The following is an 18,806-nucleotide window of genomic DNA, read 5'->3' on the forward strand; positions in this document are numbered from 1 at the left end:
AATCATTGGTTTGAAAATCTTTAACAGCACCTATTAAAATCGATCGACCTTTGTATCAAAGTATACAAAGATGGATAAGTCAAATATTTTTGAGCGATTAAGAAACGGAGAAGTTATTCCGCCCAGCGACAGTCAGCGAACGGAATTAAGAAATGCCTCGTACAACACGAAAAAACTACTCGTGCAAATGAACAATTCGACTGATTCAAATGAAGTCAGAAGTTTGTTGGGTCAAATTACAAATACTGAAATTGATGAAAGTACAGCCGTATTTACACCGTTTTATATCAATTACGGCAAGCATACCAAAATCGGTAAAAATGTATTCATCAATTTCGATTGTGTGTTTTTGGATTTAGGTGGCATTACCATTGAAGATAATGTGTTGATTGCTCCAAAAGTCAGTTTGTTGTCCGAAGGACATCCTCTTTCGCCCGAAGAAAGACATGCGCTTGTTCCAAAACCCATCCACATTAAAAAGAACGCTTGGATTGGCGCCAACGCCACGATTTTACAAGGCGTAACCATTGGCGAAAATTCGGTGGTAGCAGCAGGTTCGGTGGTTTCTAATGATGTGCCTGACAATGTGATTGTAGGCGGTATCCCTGCGAAAATCATTAAAAACATTGAATAAGTATGAAGCAGCTGATTTATACACTGATTATTTTGTTGAGTTGGACACAACTGCACGCTTGTAATAATGACAAGGAATTAAACATGCCCAAACAGGAAAGAATGAAACTAAAAATAACCATAGGAGAAAATACGGTTTCGGCAATTTTGTACGACAATCCTACAAGTAGAGATTTTGCTGCAATGCTTCCGCTTACCGTAGAAATGGATGATTATGCCAACACGGAAAAGATATTTTATCCGTCCAAAAAACTTTCTACTAAAGACGCCCCCAAAGGTTTCAAACCGTCTGAAGGCGATATTACGTTGTATGCTCCTTGGGGAAATATCGCGCTGTTTTATAAGGATTTCAGCTATTCCAACGGATTGATTTCTATGGGAAAAATCACAAGTGGCATAGAACATTTCAAAACAGAGAAAAAATTATAGTAACCATTACACTGGAAGAATAACTCAAAAAACAATAAATATGAACAGATATATCAAAACAATTGCAATTCTTGCGGGAAGTCTCTTTCTAATAACCGCGTGCAATTCAAATACTGAAAAAAGACAAGAAATTATGAAAACGGACAATAACGAATTGGATGCCATTTTCCCAAAAGGCGAAAAGGGTTCAGCAGAATTTTTTACGGGAAATGCCTATAACATCGGGTTGGTGGCACCAGATTCTATCTATACCACAGCAGTAGGGAACGTGTATTTTGAACCCGGAGCAAGAAGCAATTGGCATACGCATCCAGCGGGTCAAATTTTGATTATTACAGATGGCGTTGGTTACCATCAAATTGAAGGACAACCCGTTGAAGTCATCAAAAAAGGTGATGTGGTAAAATGTCCGCCAAATGTAAGGCATTGGCACGGAGCAAGTCCTGATGTGGGGTTACAACAACTGTACATTGTACCCAACACAGAGAAAGGCATCGTAGATTGGCAGGAAGCCGTAACCGATGAACAGTATAAAAACGAATAAAATGAAAAAGAGAAAAATGAAAATACAAGTAGTAGCAATGACTTTTTCTCTGTTACTATTGGGAGCTTGTCAGCAAAAAACAGAAGAAAAACAGGAAAAACAAGAAGAGCAAACACAAAAAACAGAAACCATGAGCAATACAGCAGAACATTATACTTTTGAGTTGAGTGATAACGTAACAAGAAAAAAAGTAACCTTTAAAAACCGCTATGGTATTGAACTTACAGGCGATTTGTATATTCCGAAGAATGGTGGGAGTAATTTACCTGCATTAGCAATCAGCGGACCTTTCGGGGCGGTAAAAGAGCAATCTTCCGGGCTTTATGCCAACCAAATGGCAGAACGTGGTTTTGTAACCTTGGCATTCGATCCGTCCTACACAGGCGAAAGCAGTGGCGAACCGCGCAACGTGGCATCTCCCGACATCAACACTGAAGATTTCAGTGCAGCCATTGACTTTCTTGGTTTGCAGGAAAACGTTGATCGAGACAAATTGGGTATCATCGGAATTTGCGGTTTTGGCGGTTTTGCCTTGAATGCCACAGCCGTTGATAAACGTGTAAAAGCAGTTGCTACTACCAGTATGTACGATATGTCCAGAGTAAATGCCGAAGGTTATTTTGGTTCAACCACACCAGAACAACGCACCAAAATGTTAGAACAAATGAGTTTGCAACGTTGGGAAGATGCCAAAAACGGAACGCCTGCTTACCCTACAGAACACCTTCCAGAAAAACTAACAGGAGATGAGCCTCAATTTGTGCAAGAGTATTATGATTATTACAAAACCGAACGAGGGTATCACGAACGCTCTTTAAACTCAAACAACGGTTGGACAACAACGAATTCCATTTCGTTTATGAATATGCCGATTTTGACTTACATTAAAGAGATTTCGCCAAGACCAATGTTGATAATCGCTGGTGAGAATGCACACTCTAAATATTTCAGTGAAGATGCCTATAAAAATGCTTCCGAGCCAAAAGAATTGATGATTATTCCAAATGGCGTGCATACGGATTTATATGATCAAACGGACGTTATTCCTTTTGACAAGTTGCAAGCATATTTTAAGGAAAACTTGAAATAAGAAAAAGGGTATAGTCAACGCTAACCCATACGCTGATGGATGACCGAAAGAAAGCCAGTGTGTACCGTGTGTTTATGTTTATTGTAAGGAGTTTTCTGCAGAGAATTCCTTACAATTTGCTATTTTAGCTTTACTCCAAAACTATTGAAATTTAGGGGTTAGCAGATTTTAATGTAATTGTAAACATAGCCAAACCCATAGTTAACACCTTAAAAGCAACGAATAGCATACCAAATGAACAAACTTTTCCATATATTCAAAGTTGACGAAGAAGAAGCAAAAAAAATTTCTTCCCAACCTGACGAACCCCACAATCACGAGTTTGAAGAGTTATTAATTGGCATTGAAGGTGAATTGGAGCATTTCATTGATTTTAACACGACCAAAATCCAATCTCCTTTTGTGAGTTTCGTAACCAAAGGAAAATTACACAGAGTAGTTCCAAAGGTATATAATGGCAAGTGCGATATTTGGGCAATTCGTTTTAAAAGCGAATTTATTCCAGAAACCACATTTCAACTCTATTCCTTTTATCACACTCAAGCAAATTTAGAACTTGAAAAAGGACATTGTTTTCAGAGACTGGTTACCCTTTGTGAAATGATGTATGCCGAAGCACAACAAGAAACAACAGACCTTTCCATAATAAGGCAACTATTGGGTGTCCTGTTCACGATGATAGAAGCCGAACGAAAAAAGTTAGAGCCACAAGACGAGCCTATTCAAAAAACGCAGCATATATCCTTCGGAAACTTCCTGACGATTCTTGAAGAAAATTACCGAAGACCAGTTGGTGTGGAATTCTATGCAGAAAAACTTTTTATGTCGTCAAGGAATTTGAACATCATCTGCCAAAATATTTTAGCACAGAGTGTTTCAGAAATAATCGAAACCCGAAAATTAATTGAAGCTAAAAACCTATTGATCTCTACAGAAAAAACCATATCTGAAATAGCTTATGAACTGGGCTACAATGAGAATTCTTATTTTTCTAACGTCTTTAAAAAAAAGGCAGGGCAATCGCCAGGTAAGTTCCGTGAAGAGATGAAAAATAGGTTGATTTCCTAAATCTACACTCCTCTTACCGAAAAGTGTAATTCGCTTCATCGTAAGTGCTACTATCTTTGTAATCAAAATATTATTAACAATTAAATTTTATATGATTATGAAAAAAGTACTGATTTTACTAGCAATTACATTTTTGAATGTAAACGTATTCGCACAAGCAAACTGGAAGGTAGACCCTTACCATTCGTCCTTAAATTTCAATATTTCACATTCCGGAATTAGTATCGTGAATGGGAAATTTATGGAATATACCGGAAACCTTACTACAAATGGGGAAGCTTTAGAAGGGGTAAATGTTGATTTTACTGTTAAAGTAACAAGTATCAATACCAATGTAGAAAACAGGGACAACCACTTGAGAAGTGCTGATTTTTTTGAAGTTGAAAAATATCCGGAAATGACTTTTAAAAGCACGAAAATCTTAGCTACTGGAAAACCTGAGCAATATCTATTATATGGCGACCTAACCATAAAAGATGTAACCAAACCCGTGATTTTTGATGTGTACTATGGCGGAACCGCCAAAAGTGACCAGGGCGAAAAATTGGGATTGAAAGCCAAAACTACCATTAACAGATTTGACTACAATATTAATTACGATCCTACCGCAGCAGGTATTGGTAAAGATGTAAACATCGTGGTGCACTTACAGTTTGCCAAGCAGTAATACGTTTAAAAATTATCCAATAACGTTAAAAGAAAATGAAAACCAGAAAAATGGTTAGTAAAAACAAAATTCATAACTTAGTATGAAATGAATAGAAAACAATTTTTAAAATCAATAGCTTTATTGCCTTTAATACCTTACAGTATGACTTTAAAAGATTTAAACAAAATGACTTCAACAATGAGTAACACAGGCAAAATGCCTGTGCTATTCTTAGGTCACGGCAGCCCTATGAATGCCATTGAAGAAAACGAATTTGTTTCGGCATTCAGAAAATTAGGTCAAGAAATTATAAGACCAAATGCGATTCTTTGTATTTCTGCACATTGGGAAACTAAAGGAACATTTGTAACAGCGATGCAAAATCCACCAACCATTCACGATTTTGGTGGTTTTCCACAAGCATTGTTTGACGTTCAATACCCAGCAAAAGGAAGCCCAGAACTTGCACAAGAAACCAAAAGTATTATTACCAAAACAGAAGTTGGATTAGACGATAAATGGGGACTTGACCACGGTGCGTGGAGTGTTATAAAACACCTGTACCCCAATGCCGACATTCCGGTCATACAAATGAGTATTGATTATACGAAACCGGCAAGGTATCATTACGAATTGGCTCAAGAGCTAAACAGCCTTCGCCATAAAGGCGTTTTAATTATTGGAAGTGGTAATATGGTGCATAATCTACGTATGGTGGCTTGGAAAAAATTAAACGAAGAATTTGCTTTCGATTGGGCTACCGAAGCAAACGAAAAAATGAAGAGCCATATTTTAAGTGGAGATTTTCAGCCTTTAATCGACTTTAAATCACAAGGAAAAGCCTTTGATTTGGCCATTCCGACTCCTGAACATTATCTGCCTTTACTTTATACATTGGCATTAAAAGAAGAAAATGAGAAAATAACATTATTCAACGATAAAGCAGTTGGAGGCTCGCTAACAATGACTTCTGTAAAAATCGAATCTGTATAAAAAACAGAAAAATGTCTCTAAAATTAAGCTTCCGAGTAATAAATTTAAGACAAGATTCGGTAGCATAGATTTTTTTGATTCGTTTTACGACAATGAAATCAACTATGTTGATTCATGAACACTATTAACAAAAAAAAGGTTTGTGAATTAAAAAAGTAAATAACTAAAGCTAATTATCAGTTCATTTTGTCTTGACACAAAACGAACCAAAAAGTCAAGACCGTTTTAAGGAAATTTTTAAAACCGCTGCTAAATCTGGCGTTTCATGCTTTGTCTTTACTGAGCAAAGACGCACTTCCACTGGATTTACAGCTATTTCTGTAAAACTGTCGGTTGGGTTGAAGCATTTTTTTCGGTAGCATAGATTTTTTTGATTCGTTTTTTTATCGATAAAATCAACTTTGTTGATTCATGAACACCACTAGCAAGTAAAAGATTCGTGAACTAAAAAAAGTAAATACAATAAAGTTTATTATCCGTTCATTTTGTCTTGACACAAAACAGATTAAAAACAGACGATAAAACCACTATTTTTTAGATAAAAACAAGCCTGTACTGACAATAAAATCTACAGGTTATTTATACTATTATTTTACGAAAAACCAGCCTTTAGTTTTAGCCATGTTTTTCCCCTATCAAAGCCATACCTAGTCCACACCTAGTCCATACCTAGTCTAGGGTGAGACCACAAATTGTCCACTAAAAAATGGGCTGATTTTAGTTTAGCTGTGGTTTAAATATGGTGTAAAAAAGACTTATTTATAAGCTATAAAAAGCTATTAAAAATAGAGCCCCTAACAGAAATATTCTTAGCCTGTTTTTTTTGAGGGTTTTTATTAAAAAACAAGTAAATTTTATAGATTTTAACTGAAAACCCTTTTAGGTTTTTACACTCCTCTTGTTTTAACATAAAAAGTTGTATATATTTGAGGATATATAGAAGTTGTTCGAGAATACCCTATGGGTCGCTCAAGTCATGTCGCCTGCGGCAACATTTTCTCTTGAGCTATTCTCGAACAACGCCCTGACAGTACGACTGTAATTCGCTATATTTGTAGTATATTATTAATATTTTGACTTGAGACGCCTACATAGGTGAACTCTCGACAACAAACGGATATAGCGAATTACGTCTAATGGCTCTCTTTGCTCTTGAAGTTAACACTTCAACGCAAATCGCCATATCCGTCAGGGCGTTGGCGTTCATACTGAAAAAACGTGCTAAAATTGAACTTTACTCAATTCTTCAAAAATCTCGCAGATAAAATTGTAAATTTGTTTTCTAAATTTTTCACAAAAGAAATGACTAAAAAAGAAGAACATAAAATAAACGAAGGTATAAAAACAGTTGTATCGGAATTAATGGATAGAGTAATGAACAAAGTTTTAATTACAGACCCATTTATTAAAGAAAAACACCATTCAAGTAAACCTCTTTATGCAGCACTTGTACCTGACGAAATTTTTAAAGGTTCTCATTTTGAAAGGCGTTTTGTTACACCTTTTGGTGGTGTTTGGGAAAAGTTAGCACTTGTCGTTGGAGAAATTTATCACGGACATTGTGAACAAGGTAAAACAATTACTGGCGAAATTGGAGCTGAAAGATTAAGAAGAATTCAGGAAGTTTTAAATAAATTAGAACACAAGAAAAAAGGGAAAGACAAACAAAAACCAGATTGGGATGTTGAACTAAAGTATATTTTAGAAGGTGGTGGAAAGCCTATTCCAACAAGTGTCGTTTGTGATATTTTTATTGATAGTAAAAAGACTAATAAAAAGTATGCATTTGAAATAAAAGCACCATTACCGAACAGCGACCAAACTAAAGTAAGCAAAGAAAAAATGTTTAAACTTTTAGCAATGAATCCTGCTAAAGTTGATTTTGCTTTTTACGCACTTGCATATAATCCTTATGGAAAAAGAGAAGATTATAATTGGACTTTTCCAATGAGATGGTTTGATATGCACAATGATGAGTCTGTTCTAATAGGTAATGAGTTTTGGGAATTAATTGGTGGAAAAGGAACTTACAAAAACTTTATTAATGAAATAAATAGTCTTGGTTTAGAATATAGAGAAAGAATATATAAAGAGTTTTTAGGAATTGAACCACCTGAAGGCTACAAGGACATTAAACTACAGTAAAAGTAAAGGAATATGAGAAAAACAGAATTTACTTTTATTGATTTGTTCGCTGGCATTGGAGGTTTCAAAATGGCTCTTTCTGATAACGGAGGAGAGTGCATTAATTTTAGTGAAATAAACAAAGATGCGATAGAAGCCTATTGTGAAAACTACAAAATACCAAAAGAGGAGAATTTAGGAGATATTACCAAAATTAAGGAACTGCCAAAACACGACATTTTAACGGCAGGTGTTCCTTGTCAAAGTTGGTCTATCGCAGGGAAAAATTTAGGCTTTGATGATGACAGAGGTCAATTATGGAATGACACTATTTACTTACTCAAACAATCTAAACCTAAAGCATTCATATTTGAAAATGTTAAAGGATTGGTTGACCCTAGAAACAAAGAGGCGTTAAAGTATATTTTAGAAAGAATCAAACAAGCTGGTTATTTCGCTAATTATTATGTTATTAACTCATTTGATTATGGTGTTCCGCAAAATAGAGTTAGAATTTATATTATAGGCTTCAAAGAAAAAGAGCATTTTGATAACTTCAACTTACCCAAACCACTTGAAAATAAAATAAAGTTAGCAGACATTTTAGGGATAAAAATTCAGAATGAGGAAAAAAACATACCCGAACAAAAAGACTTATTTGGCAACCTAATTGCAACTAAACAAATGAGTTTATCTAGTAAAAACGGGTTTAATGACTACTTTTTGTTTAACGATTTAAGAAATGGTCATACAACAATACATTCTTGGGATATAATAGATACTACTCAAAGACAAAAAGAAATTTGTCTATTGCTTTTAAAAAATAGAAGGAAAAGTCAATTCGGACCATTAGATGGAAACCCTCTTTCTTTAAATCAATTTAAACAGTTAGATTCAAGTATAACAAAAAAGGAATTAAGCGAATTAGTAAAACTTGAAATTTTAAAGAAAGTCGATTATAGTTTCGAAATACTAGATTTTGAAGAATCAACATTAAACGAGAATGAACTTGAAATTCTAAATCTGTGTTCAAGTAATATTTTAGTTACTGATAGACTAAAAACAGAAAGAATTTTAAAAGTTAAAAAGATTTCAATTTCAGACACTATAAATTCATTATTAGAAAAAGAAATAATAAAATGTAATGAAGAGCGATACGACTTTAAAAACACTAAAATAAGTAGTGGTTTGAATGGTGTAAACAGAGTTTTTATGCCTACTTCTGACCTTTTCCCTACTCTAGTTGCTAGTGATACAAATGATTATGTTTCTTTAAAAAGCTTAAATCCAATTGACCACGAAGACTATAGAAATAAATTTTTAAAAGAAGTATATTTTTCTGAAAACTATCGAAAAATAACAAAGGAAGAAGCTTGTCAAATTCAAGGTTTTCCAAAAGACTTCATTCTTCCTGAATCAAGAGCAAGATGGATGAAACTAATTGGAAATAGTGTTTCTGTTCCTGTAATTGATATTCTAATCAAAGGAATAATAAAAACAGGAGTATTTGAAAATGAAAAAACTGAACGAATAAAAAAGTACGAAACGCCAACAATGTATATAAAAAATAGCGGTTTAAGTGCTCAAGCCAAAGTTTAAATATAAAACAAAATTAGTACTTTACTGAAAAATTAGTGCCTAAAACCCGCTACTTTTCATATAAGACCGTTAGCAATTATTAAAAACGACATTGAGTAAAATTATTTTTTCAACAAGAGATTTTTATGATTCCACAACTGAATACATTGGGATAAAATCTGGAATTCTTTTAAATAGAATAAAGGTAAAAGATATTTTGACAGAACAATTTAAAGACGATTTCCTAATCAAAGATGACTTGAATTCTGGTTTTAAAATATATGTTGATGATTATGAAGATATGCTTGTTTACATAAGAAAAAGAATAGGCAACTTACCCAAAATATCAATCTATAAAAATGATTTAGAAAAAGTCATTAATTATGTTCATAGAACTAGAAACATAGATTTATTTGCAAAGTCGACATCTATTTGTAATTATTATTTAAATCAAACCCCAACTTTATCTAATCAAGAATTAGCACAAATTCTAGAAGAAAAGGAAAACTACCCAAAAGAGATTTCATTAGAAATCGCAAATATTGGCATTGAAAGAATAGACCAAAGTTGTGTTTTACCTACACCATCAAAAAATTGGGACGGGATAAAAAAACTTTCAGATTTATTCGATTGCGAATTGGTTGCTGAAAATGAAAATGAGTTTTTAGACCAAAGATTTATTGATTATCTAGCAACTAATGGCAATGAAGTTGAATTAATTCATTGGAGAAACTTTGAAAGGTTTTGTGCAGAGTATTTTAATAAGCTTGGACAAAAAGTAATTCTTGGTTCCGGAACAAATGATGGAGGAGTCGACATAAGAGTTTTTGACCCTGAAAATAGCTCAAAACCTTTAATTTTAATTCAATGTAAGAGATATAAAAAAGAAAATAAAATATCCATAGAAACAGTAAAATCTTTCTATACAGATGTTTTATTTGAAAATGCTGAAAAAGGTTTGATTGCAACATCAAGTTATATAGCACCTGGTGGAAAAAAGGTAAGGAATAGTAGAGGATACAACATAGATTTCGCCGAATTTGAAAATGTGAAAAAATGGGCGAAAGAAATGTGGAAATATAAAAAATAACAATTGCTAACAATGGTCGTCGTTGCACAAGCCTATAATTTTGCCTAAATTGATATTATATAAGTCGTTTTAAGCGGCTTTATTCCTTCTTGTTTATATATCTTTGTGAGATAACTTCAACGTAAATGCTATATCTTTCAGGACGTTGTAGTGCATTTGTGAAAATTGAAGAAAATAAAATGCTGAAAAATAAAATTTATTTTGCTGGACCACTATTCAGCCAAGCCGAAAGAAATTTCAATATTGAACTTACCGAAAGAATTGAAAAATTAAATTTTGAAATATTTCTTCCCCAAAGAGATGGCGCTGAATTAGATAAGCCTCCATTCATAAATATGACTCAAGAGGAAAGAAATAAAGCCATTTTTAAATTAGATGTAAACCAAGTGTCACAATGTGATATATTTTTATTTATTCTTGATGGGAGAGTTCCAGATGAAGGTGCATGCTTTGAATTGGGTTTAGCTTATAACCAGAAAAAAATGATAATTGGACTTCATACAGACATGAGGGCTTCTTTTATTGATTCAAAACTAAATGCTATGCTAGAAGGAGCATTTGATGAATTATTTACCTCAGCGGAAGCCTTAATAAATTATTTAAAAGGCTTACAAGAAATTAAAATTGAACCAAATAATACTTGATTTTAGCAGGAGAAAATCAAGTAAACACAGTACCTCGTTACTTAAATTCACAATTTTACAAAGCCAAATCTTAAAAGTGTTTTTAAAGCTTAATGACTAGTACCTTGCTTTTCTATTTCGATAGCTTTTTTGTAGAAGGCAGTAAACTTTTTATCGTTGTATTTAGCGCGCATAGCAGAAAGCACATCTGCAAGCCCTAAGCTACACCATTCCCAAAGTAGGCTGTTGTATTTATACATTTGGCTCGCTATTTCTGTTCTGATTTCTTGTATTTTAGTTTCCGAAAAACCGTTTGCTAATAGTTTTTGGGTTGTTTTTTGTGTGTTAATCGTAGTAAATTCGGTATCAAGGTAAGGTTCTAGTAGCCAATCCCAATTCCAACTATGCGGAATAAGCTTGATGTTGTTTTCTAACGAAAACTTTTTTAAGCGCTCTTTATTTTCTGCCGATACAAATATAATGTCATTTTGGGTTAAGATTTTGCAAGTGCCAAAATCTATGCTAATGGCATCTATTTCAGAAGCTTTTATGTTTTTATTAGGAAAGGCTATAGAAGGTTTGAAGGGGTAACCTGTTATGCAAATTTCATGCTGATTAATTTCAGATTTTCCTATTCCGCAGTATAGTTTTTTAAAAGAAATCATAAAGATTTTATTAGTAAATTTCTAACCCATATTTGTGCAATAAGCCTTCTAGCTGATAGGTAGAAAATTTTGCTTTTTTTAATTTATTTTCTTCAGGGTTAATACTAATATTTTGCGCTTCTCTAAAGTCTGCTTTTTCAAGGATGCTGCTCGAGAAAACAGCTCCCATTAAATCGGAATTTCTAAAAATAGCAGCTGTCAAATCACTTTCGCTAAAATCTACTTCTTTAAGTGAGCAATTTAAAAAATTGGTATTCTTAAGTTTTGTTTGGTAAAATGACGAATAATCTAATATGCAGTGATCAAAAGCAAGCGAAAAAGCAAATTTATTGCATTGGGTAAAGTCTATCCCTAGTAATTTACAATCTTTAAATTTACAATCCCTAAGACTTACCCCTTTTATTTCTGTCATTGAAAAGTTGCAATTCTCAAAAGTACAATCCTCAAAATGGTTTCCTTTTAAGTCACTTTTTATAAAAGAGCAAGCTATAAATCTACATTGAAAAAACTCTCTATCGCGTAATTTTTTCTCGTTATAGTCTATTTGTTTGAATTCTTTATTTTCGTGATTGATGATATTTTTATTCATATTAAATTATGAAGGGAAGTTTTTTTTGATGGTGTAAAATTAATAGAGAAGTTATTAAACGAAAAACTTAATGTAAATAAAAGGCTTAACAAATTTGTTAAGCCTTTTATTGGTTATGAATTAAAGCGTTTAGCTTTCGTTTTCTTTTGTGTTTTCTTTTTCTCGAGAAATACTTATTTTTAAATTATCGCTATCGGTTTTATCCATTATAATATGGTCGCCTTCTTCTATTTTTGCGGTAATAATTTCTTCGGCCAAGGCGTCTTCTATATATTTTTGGATAGCACGTTTTAGCGGTCTAGCTCCATATTCTTGATCGAAACCTTTATCTACAATAAAATCTTTTGCGTTTTCGGTAAGCTCTAGGTGATAGCCTAGTTCTTTTACACGTGCATAAAGTTTATTGAGCTCTATGTCTATAATTTTATGGATATGTTCTCTTGTTAAAGCATTAAAAATAACCACATCGTCTATTCGGTTTAAAAATTCAGGAGCAAAAGCTTTTTTTAAGGCGTTTTCAATAACGCTTTTGCTGTATTGGTCGGCTTGGTCTTTTTTTGCTTGTGTGCCAAAACCAACTCCTGTACCAAAGTCCTTAAGTTTTCTTGCTCCGATGTTTGATGTCATGATGATAATGGTATTCCTAAAGTCTATTTTTCTGCCTAGACTATCGGTAATATATCCGTCATCTAATACTTGTAACAGCATGTTAAAAACATCGGGATGGGCTTTTTCAACTTCATCTAAAAGCACTACTGCATAAGGTTTTCTACGAACTTTTTCGGTAAGTTGTCCACCTTCTTCATAACCTACATAGCCAGGAGGTGCTCCAATTAAGCGAGATACAGCAAACTTTTCCATGTATTCACTCATGTCTATACGGATTAAGCTGTCTTCGTTATCGAAAAGTTGTTTTGCAAGCACTTTGGCAAGTTGAGTTTTTCCTACTCCTGTTTGCCCTAGAAAAATAAATGATCCAATAGGTTTATTAGGGTCTTTTAACCCAGCACGGTTTCGCTGAATGGCTTTTACAACTTTAGAAACGGCCTCGTCTTGCCCAATTACTTTTCCTTTGATAAGTTTAGGGAGCTCAGCAAGTTTATTGCTTTCGGTCTTGGCAATTCTATTTACAGGAATCCCTGTCATCATAGAGACTACATCGGCAACATTGTCTTCTGTAACGGTTACTTTATGCAGTTTAGACTCTTCTTCCCATTGTTCTTGTGCAATAGCGAGCTCTTTTTCGAGCTTTTTTTCGTCATCGCGAAGCTTTGCAGCCTCTTCGTATTTTTGTTTTTTTACAACGGCATTTTTAGTAGCTCTTACTTCCTCTAGTTGTTTTTCTAAGTCTAAAATACGTTGTGGCACATGGATGTTGGTGATGTGTACACGAGATCCTGCCTCATCTAAAGCATCTATGGCTTTATCGGGTAAGAACCTATCTGTCATATACCTGTTGGTAAGTTTTACACAAGCCTCGATAGCCTCTGTTGTGTACGAAACATTGTGGTGTATCTCGTATTTTTCTTTAATGTTGTTTAGGATTTCTATAGTTTCGTCGATAGAAGTAGGTTCTACAATAACTTTTTGAAATCTTCTTTCTAAAGCGCCATCTTTTTCTATGTGTTGTCTGTATTCATCGAGTGTAGTAGCGCCTATGCATTGTAGTTCTCCACGAGCCAATGCTGGTTTAAACATGTTGCTTGCATCTAAGCTTCCTGTTGCTCCCCCTGCGCCTACAATGGTGTGTATTTCATCGATAAACAGGATAATATCGTCGTTTTTTTCAAGCTCGTTCATCACAGCTTTCATACGTTCTTCAAACTGTCCTCGGTATTTAGTTCCTGCAACAAGGCTAGCTAAATCTAAGGTAACAACGCGTTTGTCGAATAAAATTCGAGAAACTTTACGTTTTACAATACGCAGAGCTAAGCCTTCTGCGATGGCACTTTTACCAACGCCAGGTTCACCAATAAGCAAGGGGTTGTTTTTCTTTCTTCGGCTTAAAATTTGAGAAACTCTTTCTATCTCTTTTTCTCTTCCTACAACAGGGTCTAATTTTCCTTCTTCGGCCATGGCCGTGAGGTCTCTACCAAAGTTGTCTAAAACAGGGGTTTTAGATTTTTTATTTCCGGCTTTACTGGTACTTCCGCTGCTTGTTGGGTTGCGTTTAGATGCTCCGCTTTCGGCGGGGTCATCGTCAGGAAAAGTCTCTGCTTTTGGAGATTCTATATAATTATCATCTTCGGCAAGCATTAATTTAAACTCTTCTTTTACGTTATCGTACTCGATTTTTAATTTGTTAAGCAACTTTGTTGTCGGGTCGTTTTCATTTCTAAGAATACAAAGCAGTAAATGTGCTGTGTTTATGTTAGAACTTTGAAAAAGCTTTGCTTCTAAAAAAGTAGTTTTTAAAGCTCTTTCTGCCTGTCGGGTTAGGTGTAAGTTCTTTTTAGAATTAGGGGTGATTTGTGTGGTAGAATTAGCAGGACTTAATATTTCTACTTTGCGACGCAGATGATCTAAATCTATATCTAAAGCATCTAAAATATCTATGGCTTTACCATTTCCGTCTCTAATCAATCCTAAAATAAGATGCTCTGTACCAATAAAGTCGTGTCCTAAGCGTAGAGCTTCTTCTTTACTGTAGGTAATCACATCTTTTACGCGTGGTGAAAAATTATCGTCCATATTATCTATCTATTAAATTCAGGTAGGGTAAGTCAAAAAGCATACCCAAAATTAGATTTCTAGCTAATATGGGAAAAATCTGTCAGAAAATCAAAAGTAAGCGTCAATATACTTATCAACGAGCTTCCTGTTAATAAAAACTAGGTATTTGTAGCCTAAAACCTCTTAAATGAGTGTTTTTTTGTTTAAATTGCCGCGTTAGAAATTTAAGTTAATAAAACTATTAGAATATGACGGAAGGAGAAAAGTTAATTCCGATTAATATTGAAGATGAAATGAAATCGGCATACATTGATTACTCAATGTCTGTCATTGTGTCACGTGCTTTACCAGATGTTCGCGATGGTTTAAAACCTGTACATCGTAGGGTTTTATTTGGGATGTATGAACTAGGCGTACTCTCTAATCGTGCCTATAAAAAATCGGCAAGAATTGTAGGGGAAGTATTAGGTAAATATCACCCACACGGAGATTCTTCGGTATATGATACCATGGTACGTATGGCTCAGGAATGGAGTTTGCGTTATATGCTTGTAGATGGGCAAGGGAACTTCGGGTCTGTAGATGGCGATAGTCCTGCAGCAATGCGTTATACAGAAGCACGTATGCGTAAGGTTAGTGAGGAAATGCTTTCTGATATCGATAAAGAAACTGTAGACCATCAATTAAACTTTGATGATACTTTAAAAGAACCTACCGTTTTACCAACTAGAATCCCTAACTTATTGGTGAATGGTGCTAGTGGAATTGCCGTAGGAATGGCAACCAACATGCCGCCGCATAACCTTTCTGAAACTATTGATGGAATAACAGCTTATATCGATAATCCAGATATTGAGATAGATGAGTTAATTACCCATATTAAAGCTCCCGATTTTCCTACCGGAGGTATTATTTATGGATACGATGGCGTAAGAGAAGCCTTTAAAACTGGACGCGGTCGTATTGTAATACGCGCTAAAGCAACTGTAGAGGAAGTAAAAGGAAGAGAATGCATTATCGTAACTGAAATTCCTTACCAGGTTAATAAGGCAGATATGATTAAGAAAACTGCCGATTTAATTAACGATAAGAAAATAGAGGGTATTGCAAATATTAGAGATGAGTCTGACCGTAAAGGAATGCGTATTGTATATATGCTAAAACGCGATGCTATCCCTAACATTGTACTCAATACACTTTATAAACATACAGCTTTACAAACTTCTTTTAGTGTAAACAACATTGCGCTGGTAAATGGAAGACCAGAAATGCTTAACCTAAAAGATATGATACATCACTTCGTAGAACACCGTCACGAAGTGGTTACGCGTCGTACCGAATTTGAGCTTCGAAAAGCAGAAGAACGCGCGCATATCTTAGAAGGGTTGATTATAGCTTCTGATAATATAGACGAAGTAATCGCACTTATACGTAGTTCGAGCAATGCAGAGGAAGCCCGTAATAAGCTTATCGAGCGTTTTGAATTATCTGAAATTCAGTCGAAAGCCATTGTTGAAATGCGTTTACGCCAGTTAACAGGTTTAGAGCAAGATAAACTACGAGCAGAATATGATGAACTGATGGAAACCATCAAGGATCTTAAAGAAATTCTGGCAAGTTTAGAGCGACGTATGCAGATTATTAAAGATGAATTGGCAGAAATAAAAGCCAAATATGGCGATGAAAGACGCTCAGAAATAAACTATGCAGGAGGAGATTTAAGTATCGAAGATATGATTCCAGATGAGCAAGTAGTAATTTCTATCTCGCACGCAGGATATATCAAGAGAACACCACTTTCAGAATATAAAAAACAAAATAGAGGAGGAGTAGGCTCTAAAGCATCCACCACCAGAAATGAAGATTTCTTAGAGTACCTTTTTGTAGGAACAAACCACCAATATATGTTGTTCTTTACACAAGCAGGAAAATGTTTCTGGATGCGGGTGTACGAAATCCCAGAAGGAAGTAAAGCTTCTAAAGGGCGAGCCATCCAAAACCTTATTAATATAGACCCAGACGATAGCGTAAAAGCCTCTATTTGTACGCAAGACCTAAAAGACGAAGAGTATATTAATAGCCATTATGTAATTATGGCTACTAAGAAAGGAAAAGTAAAGAAAACCTCTTTAGAACAATATTCACGTCCTAGAAGCAACGGTATTAATGCCATAACCATTAAAGAAGATGACGAGCTTTTAGAAGCAAAACTAACAACCGGAGAAAGCCAAGTAATGCTGGCGCTAAAATCAGGTAAAGCCATTAGGTTTGAAGAAGCAAAAACACGCCCAATGGGTCGTAGCGCATCTGGTGTTAGAGGAATAACACTTGCACATGAAAACGATGAGGTGGTAGGAATGATTGCCGTAGAAAACCCCGCAGAAGAAACCGTATTGGTAGTGTCTGAAAATGGTTACGGAAAACGTACTTATATCACCGATCCGGAAACAGGCGAAGATATCTATCGTATTACCAACCGTGGAGGAAAAGGAGTAAAAACCATATCGATTACCGAAAAAACAGGAGAGTTAGTTGCTATTAAAAATGTGAACGATGCCGATGGATTAATGATTATTAATAAATCTGGAATTGCTATTCGTATTTCTGTAGAAGACCTTCGCGTAATGGGGCGTGCCACACAAGGCGTTAGGCTTATTAACCTACGTGATGATGATACCATTGCAGCAGTAGCCAAAATTATTAATGAAGATGAGGAAGAAGAAAATGAAGATTTAACGGCTGATGATGCTATAAATGGCACAACAATTGAGGATAACACTAACGAAGAAGAATAAACCGACACTAACAAAATAAACCATTATTAAATGAAAACCAAAGTTTTAAGTATAGCTTTAGCCTTTGCTAGTATTACGGCTATTGCTCAGAAAAAAGAAATAAGAAGTGCTCAAAAAGCCATAGAGGCAGGAAACTATACAGAAGCAAAAAAACTATTAGCATCGGTAGAGTCAATTATCGGTAATGAAAGCAATAGTAGACAAGCAGATTTTTACTTAGCACAAGGTAAAGCATTTGCATTAGATAAAAACAACCAAGGTTTAGAGGAATTATTAAAAGCTTCAAAAGCACTAAATAAAGCAAAAGATTTAGGCGAAGCAGACGAAGCAACCAAACAACTTCTTGAGCTTAAAAACAATGTAGTAAACTCTGCGATAGAAGACCAAAATAACCAAAAATATAAGTCTGCCGCAGAAAAATTATACTCGGCATATAAACTTAATCCTACCGATACCGTTTACTTGTATTATGCCGCTTCAAACTACGTTAACCAAAAAGAGTTTGATAAAGCAATTACTTACTATGAAGAGTTACGCGATTTAGGCTTTACAGGAAAAGGTACCGAATATACCGCTGTTAATAAGGAAACAGGACAAAGAGAAACTTTCCAGTCTGAAAAACAACGTGATTTGTTTGTAAAATCGGGGCAATATAGCGACCCAGCTTCAGAAAAACTTCCTTCAAAGCGTGGTGAAATCACCAAGAATTTAGCTTTAATCTATCTTGAGAAAAATCAAGAAGATAAAGCCATCAATGCAATAGAAGATGCGAAAAAAGAAAACCCTAACGATACGCAATTACTTTTAGCAGAAGCTAACGTGTACAACCAAATGGGGAAAACCGATAAATATGCAGAAGTAATAGAAAAGGTGATTAAGTTAGACCCAAATAATGCGACATTGTATTATAACTTAGGGGTAACATCAACACAGATGAATCAACCAGAAAAGGCTATCACATATTATAAAAAAGCTATAGAGATAGACCCAGATATGAATGAAGCTTATATAAACATGGCTTCTACTATTCTTACAAAAGAAAAGCCTTTAATTGATGAAATGAACAACTTAGGAATGTCTGCTGCAGATAATAAACGTTATGATGTGTTATCTAAACAACGTAAAGATATTTATCGTGAAGCAATACCTTATTTAGAAAAAGTTGTAGAGAAAAACCCTACACACACACAAGCAAAACAAACTTTAAAGAGTATTTACTTACAATTAGGAGAAGAAGCTAAAGCCAAAGCCTTAAACTAATTG

General features: G+C 34.6%; 16 protein-coding genes. 13 read left to right on the forward strand and 3 right to left on the reverse strand.

Annotation, left to right across the window (positions count from 1 at the left end):
• Positions 1-70: 70 nt before the first annotated feature.
• The 11 genes from GGR32_RS00305 (at position 71) to GGR32_RS00355 (ending at position 10,842) form a co-directional block, all read left to right on the forward strand.
• Entirely contained in the window at positions 71-634 is a 564-nt protein-coding gene (locus GGR32_RS00305) for a sugar O-acetyltransferase (protein ID WP_183475450.1), read from the forward strand.
• A 2-nt stretch (positions 635-636) separates the two neighbouring features.
• Positions 637-1,062: a cyclophilin-like fold protein gene (locus GGR32_RS00310; protein ID WP_221403665.1), complete on the forward strand. Its 426-nt coding sequence runs from the start codon at positions 637-639 to the stop codon at positions 1,060-1,062.
• Positions 1,063-1,195: 133 nt separating this feature from the next.
• Positions 1,196-1,606, forward strand: a complete 411-nt coding sequence (locus tag GGR32_RS00315) for a cupin domain-containing protein (protein WP_221403666.1) — start codon at positions 1,196-1,198, stop codon at positions 1,604-1,606.
• Between the two features lie 130 nt (positions 1,607-1,736).
• Positions 1,737-2,696, forward strand: a complete 960-nt coding sequence (locus GGR32_RS00320) for an alpha/beta hydrolase (RefSeq protein ID WP_246415152.1) — start codon at positions 1,737-1,739, stop codon at positions 2,694-2,696.
• 234 nt (positions 2,697-2,930) lie between these two features.
• Complete coding sequence (locus GGR32_RS00325) at positions 2,931-3,764, forward strand: helix-turn-helix transcriptional regulator (RefSeq protein ID WP_183475452.1); 834 nt, start codon at positions 2,931-2,933, stop codon at positions 3,762-3,764.
• A 97-nt stretch (positions 3,765-3,861) separates the two neighbouring features.
• Positions 3,862-4,431, forward strand: a complete 570-nt coding sequence (locus GGR32_RS00330) for a YceI family protein (RefSeq protein ID WP_183475453.1) — start codon at positions 3,862-3,864, stop codon at positions 4,429-4,431.
• 144 nt (positions 4,432-4,575) lie between these two features.
• Positions 4,576-5,406 (forward strand): 4,5-DOPA-extradiol-dioxygenase, encoded by an 831-nt coding sequence (gene ygiD / locus GGR32_RS00335; RefSeq protein WP_484502653.1) that lies wholly within the window; start codon positions 4,576-4,578, stop codon positions 5,404-5,406.
• Between the two features lie 1,302 nt (positions 5,407-6,708).
• Positions 6,709-7,551 (forward strand): TdeIII family type II restriction endonuclease, encoded by an 843-nt coding sequence (locus tag GGR32_RS00340; protein ID WP_183475455.1) that lies wholly within the window; start codon positions 6,709-6,711, stop codon positions 7,549-7,551.
• A gap of 12 nt (positions 7,552-7,563) precedes the next feature.
• Positions 7,564-9,129 (forward strand): DNA (cytosine-5-)-methyltransferase, encoded by a 1,566-nt coding sequence (dcm, locus tag GGR32_RS00345; RefSeq protein ID WP_183475456.1) that lies wholly within the window; start codon positions 7,564-7,566, stop codon positions 9,127-9,129.
• Positions 9,130-9,220: 91 nt separating this feature from the next.
• The gene (locus GGR32_RS00350; RefSeq protein ID WP_183475457.1) at positions 9,221-10,198 is read left to right on the forward strand and encodes a restriction endonuclease; all 978 of its coding nucleotides are present in this window, start codon (positions 9,221-9,223) and stop codon (positions 10,196-10,198) included.
• Positions 10,199-10,356: 158 nt separating this feature from the next.
• Entirely contained in the window at positions 10,357-10,842 is a 486-nt protein-coding gene (locus tag GGR32_RS00355; protein WP_183475458.1) for a nucleoside 2-deoxyribosyltransferase, read from the forward strand.
• Positions 10,843-10,931: 89 nt separating this feature from the next.
• Here the strand turns inward: GGR32_RS00355 and GGR32_RS00360 are convergent, their stop codons facing one another.
• The 3 genes from GGR32_RS00360 to GGR32_RS00370 all read right to left on the reverse strand — a co-directional run bounded on the left by GGR32_RS00360 (position 10,932) and on the right by GGR32_RS00370 (position 14,766).
• On the reverse strand, positions 10,932-11,486 hold the full coding sequence (locus GGR32_RS00360; RefSeq protein ID WP_183475459.1) for a hypothetical protein: 555 nt from the start codon (positions 11,484-11,486) through the stop codon (positions 10,932-10,934).
• Between the two features lie 10 nt (positions 11,487-11,496).
• Positions 11,497-12,075, reverse strand: coding sequence for a pentapeptide repeat-containing protein (locus GGR32_RS00365; RefSeq protein ID WP_183475460.1), 579 nt, complete (start codon positions 12,073-12,075; stop codon positions 11,497-11,499).
• A 129-nt stretch (positions 12,076-12,204) separates the two neighbouring features.
• A complete protein-coding gene (locus GGR32_RS00370) occupies positions 12,205-14,766 on the reverse strand; it encodes an ATP-dependent Clp protease ATP-binding subunit (RefSeq protein WP_183475461.1) in 2,562 nt (853 codons plus the stop codon).
• A 230-nt stretch (positions 14,767-14,996) separates the two neighbouring features.
• Here GGR32_RS00370 and gyrA point away from each other — a divergent pair, with 230 nt between their 5' ends.
• Both gyrA and GGR32_RS00380 read left to right on the forward strand, forming a co-directional pair.
• Positions 14,997-17,543: a DNA gyrase subunit A gene (gene gyrA / locus GGR32_RS00375; protein WP_183475462.1), complete on the forward strand. Its 2,547-nt coding sequence runs from the start codon at positions 14,997-14,999 to the stop codon at positions 17,541-17,543.
• 30 nt (positions 17,544-17,573) lie between these two features.
• Positions 17,574-18,803, forward strand: a complete 1,230-nt coding sequence (locus GGR32_RS00380; RefSeq protein ID WP_183475463.1) for a tetratricopeptide repeat protein — start codon at positions 17,574-17,576, stop codon at positions 18,801-18,803.
• The last annotated feature ends 3 nt before the right edge of the window (positions 18,804-18,806 follow it).

It is taken from the genome of Mesonia hippocampi (assembly GCF_014197445.1).
Classification (GTDB): domain Bacteria; phylum Bacteroidota; class Bacteroidia; order Flavobacteriales; family Flavobacteriaceae; genus Mesonia; species Mesonia hippocampi.

Bases quoted from the DNA above. Each gene is read 5' to 3' on its own strand.
- dcm (WP_183475456.1), top strand. From the start codon at position 7,564: ATGAGAAAAACAGAATTTACTTTTATTGATTTGTTCGCTGGCATTGGA.
- GGR32_RS00340 (WP_183475455.1), top strand. From the start codon at position 6,709: ATGACTAAAAAAGAAGAACATAAAATAAACGAAGGTATAAAAACAGTT.
- GGR32_RS00305 (WP_183475450.1), top strand. From the start codon at position 71: ATGGATAAGTCAAATATTTTTGAGCGATTAAGAAACGGAGAAGTTATT.
- gyrA (WP_183475462.1), top strand. From the start codon at position 14,997: ATGACGGAAGGAGAAAAGTTAATTCCGATTAATATTGAAGATGAAATG.
- GGR32_RS00320 (WP_246415152.1), top strand. From the start codon at position 1,737: ATGAGCAATACAGCAGAACATTATACTTTTGAGTTGAGTGATAACGTA.
- ygiD (WP_484502653.1), top strand. From the start codon at position 4,576: ATGACTTTAAAAGATTTAAACAAAATGACTTCAACAATGAGTAACACA.
- GGR32_RS00315 (WP_221403666.1), top strand. From the start codon at position 1,196: ATGAAAACGGACAATAACGAATTGGATGCCATTTTCCCAAAAGGCGAA.
- GGR32_RS00310 (WP_221403665.1), top strand. From the start codon at position 637: ATGAAGCAGCTGATTTATACACTGATTATTTTGTTGAGTTGGACACAA.
- GGR32_RS00370 (WP_183475461.1), bottom strand. From the start codon at position 14,766: ATGGACGATAATTTTTCACCACGCGTAAAAGATGTGATTACCTACAGT.
- GGR32_RS00330 (WP_183475453.1), top strand. From the start codon at position 3,862: ATGAAAAAAGTACTGATTTTACTAGCAATTACATTTTTGAATGTAAAC.
- GGR32_RS00325 (WP_183475452.1), top strand. From the start codon at position 2,931: ATGAACAAACTTTTCCATATATTCAAAGTTGACGAAGAAGAAGCAAAA.
- GGR32_RS00365 (WP_183475460.1), bottom strand. From the start codon at position 12,075: ATGAATAAAAATATCATCAATCACGAAAATAAAGAATTCAAACAAATA.
- GGR32_RS00360 (WP_183475459.1), bottom strand. From the start codon at position 11,486: ATGATTTCTTTTAAAAAACTATACTGCGGAATAGGAAAATCTGAAATT.
- GGR32_RS00380 (WP_183475463.1), top strand. From the start codon at position 17,574: ATGAAAACCAAAGTTTTAAGTATAGCTTTAGCCTTTGCTAGTATTACG.